Here is a 3,086-nt window from a genome sequence, read left to right as displayed (position 1 = left end):
TGGTGCTGCTTTCGGGCCTCAGCTTCAGCCTGATGCTGGGCACGTCGCTGGCCGCAGACTCGCAAAATGTTCTGGCGGCGGAAATGGCGGTGGCGCTGATGGCGGTCTCCATCTGCGGCGACCGGCGGCTGCTGGGGGTCAGCTATTTTTGCGGCCTGCTGATCGCCTCCATCCTGCACGGCGGCGATTTCGCCCAGATCGGCCTGACGATCAGTTGCATCGCGGTGATGCTGGTCGCCGCGCTGCGCCAGGCGAATGCGGACATGAACCGCGCCATCGCCTTTCACCAGCGCGACCTGCGCGCCCAGCGATCCGACCGGCTGCTGCAGGAATATGAACAATCGGGACGCGGCTGGTTCTGGGAAACCGACCGCCATGGCTGCATCGTCTATATTTCCGACACGCTGCTCCGCACGCTCGACCTGCGCGGCGAAGCGCTGATCGGCCGCCCCATTACGCAGATCGTCCGCCCCGGTGACCGGCAGGACGGCGACGGAGAGCGCACATTGGGCTTCCACCTGTCGGTGCGCACCGGCTTTTCCGAAATCGCGGTTCGCGCCGCCATGGCGAAGGACGAACGCTGGTGGTCGATCTCCGGCCAGCCGGTGTTCAACGAATTCGGCCAGTTCCAGGGCTTCCGGGGCAGCGGCACCGACCTGACCGAAATGCGCCGCAGCCAGGCGGAGGTGACGCGGCTGGCCCAATATGATTCGCTGACCGGCCTCGCCAACCGGGTGCAGATGATGCGCTCGCTGGAGCAGGCGGTCGCGGGCAAGCGCGGCCAGCCCAGGGACTGCACGCTGATGATGCTGGACCTCGACCGGTTCAAGATCGTCAACGACACGCTGGGCCATCCGGCGGGCGACGCGCTGCTGCGCCAGGTCAGCGAACGCATCCAGCGCGTGGTCGGGGACAAGGGGCTGGTGGGGCGCCAGGGCGGCGACGAATTCAAGATATTGCTGCCCGGACGGCCCGACAAGATCATGCTGGACCATCTGGCGCGGGCGATCATCACCGACGTGTCGCAACCCTATCTGGTGGAGGGGACGGCGGTCGTCATCGGCGTGTCCATCGGCATATCCTTCTGCCCGCAGGACGGCGTCACGGCGGAGGAACTGATCCGCAACGCCGACCTGGCGCTCTATGCCGCGAAGGGCGACGGGCGCGGCGTCTACCGCTTCTATTCGCCCGAAATGCACGCCGATGCGGAGGATCGCCGCCAGTTGGAGGAGGATCTGCGCAAGGCGCTGGTGGAAAACCGCCTGCACCTCGTCTACCAGCCGGTCGTCTCTTCCAAGACGGAGCAGATCACCGGCTATGAGGCGCTGCTGCGCTGGCAGCATCCGGCGCGCGGCGCGATCTCCCCGACCCTGTTCATTCCGATTGCGGAGGAAAGCGGGCTGATCGGCCCGATCGGCGAATGGGTGCTGCGCACCGCCTGCCGCGAAGCGGCGCAATGGGCGGAGGATGTGCGGGTGGCGGTCAACGTCTCGCCGATCCAGTTCGCCAATCACAGCCTGCCGTCCATCGTCATGAACGCGCTCGCCGCGTCGGGCCTCGCGCCCCATCGGCTGGAGCTGGAGATCACCGAAAGCGTGTTCCTGAACGACGATGACGGCACGGATACGATGTTCGCCCGCCTGAAAGGCATCGGCGTGCGACTGGCGCTGGACGATTTCGGCACCGGCTATTCCTCGCTCGGCTATTTGAAGAAGGCCCCGTTCGACAAGATCAAGATCGACCAGAGCTTCGTGCGCGGCGCGGCGATCAAGGGCAGCCCCAACAGCGCGATCATCAAGGCCATCGTCAGCCTGGCGGAGGCGCTGGGCATGGACACCACGGCGGAGGGGGCGGAAACGCAGGACGAACTCGCCCTGATCCGCAACCTGGGGTGCAGCCACATCCAGGGCTTCGTCTACGGCCGCCCGATGCTGCCCGCCGACGTGCTGATCCAGCAGCAGGGCCATGGCGGCATCGCGATGCCGCAGGGTTTCCAGTCGAGCCGGCTGGAACGCAAGACCATGCTGCGCACCGTCGCGGTCCATCATGACGGCCATGTCTATACCGGCCGCATCCGCAACATCTCCCCCACCGGCGCGCAAGTGGAAGGTTTGTGGAACGTGCCGGAAGGGACGCTGTTCGCCATCGAACTGGGCGACAACCAGACCGTCAACGCCATCGCCCGCTGGTCGAGGGACGACCGTCTGGGCGTGGAGTTCACCGAACCTGTCAACCTGACCGACCTGCACGCAAAGCCCCGCTCCCTCGCGTCCTAGGCCGCGTGGACAAATTCGGAATGCCGGGAAATGCCAATAGCGGACATCAATCCTCCCTACGCGCAGCGTGGGGAGGGGGACCGCCGCCGAAGGCGGTGGTGGAGGGGAAATGCGGAGGTCGTGCCCTATTCCCCTCCACCACGCTTCGCGCGGTCCCCCTCCCCATCTATCGATGGGGAGGAATAGGATAGGTCCGCTCCCCACCCAAATCACCCCGTCCGGCGAGTCTTGAATTTGCCCACACTGCCTAGGCACGAATAAGCCCCTCCCCTGAAGGGGAGGGCAAGATCAGGCGTCAGCCGCAGCCCAAAGCGCACAGGCCCCCATCAAAAAAACAGCTTCCGGAAACTGATCGTCACCGCCCGCCCGATCGGGTCCAGATAGCCCGGCTGATAGCGCACCGGCGTCATCCCGTTCGCGTCGGTCACGCTGCGTCGCTGGTTGAACAGATTGTCGATGCCGATGGAAATTCGCGTCCCTCGCAGGAAGGGGTGCTGTTTCACCAGCGACGGCATCTGCCCCAGATTGGCGAACAGCCGCAAATCGACCGTCGTCAGGCTGCCGAAGTCAAGCCGCGAAGCGCCGCCGCCCGTTCCAGCCAAAGCGCCGTCGACATGGGTGCCGCTTTCCCAATCGACGCTCAGCCGCGCCCCCAGGCCGTTATTGATATAGCCGACCCGCGCATTCAGCTCATGCCTCGGCTGGCCGCCCGACGATCCGGTCGCGTCGCCGTTCAGCAGGTCGCGAAAATAGCTGACCCCCAGCAGCCGCCGGTCGCCGCAGATGGAGACCGCCATCAGCGCCACCGCC

At 65.8% G+C, this 3,086-nt stretch carries 1 protein-coding gene and 1 pseudogene; one reads left to right on the top strand and one right to left on the bottom strand.

Annotated elements, in window-relative coordinates; translation table 11 throughout:
- Positions 1-2,276, top strand: a 2,276-nt coding sequence (locus BV95_RS12810; protein ID WP_037452410.1) for an EAL domain-containing protein, incomplete at its 5' end; no start/stop codon positions are given.
- Positions 2,277-2,602: 326 nt separating this feature from the next.
- On the opposite strand, the pseudogene BV95_RS12805 reads toward BV95_RS12810, so the two are convergent.
- Positions 2,603-3,086, bottom strand: a pseudogene (locus BV95_RS12805) (TonB-dependent receptor); the annotation flags it as partial.

Source organism: Sphingobium chlorophenolicum (assembly GCF_000722875.1).
GTDB lineage: Bacteria > Pseudomonadota > Alphaproteobacteria > Sphingomonadales > Sphingomonadaceae > Sphingobium > Sphingobium chlorophenolicum.
This window is presented reverse-complemented; position numbering and strand designations above follow the sequence as displayed.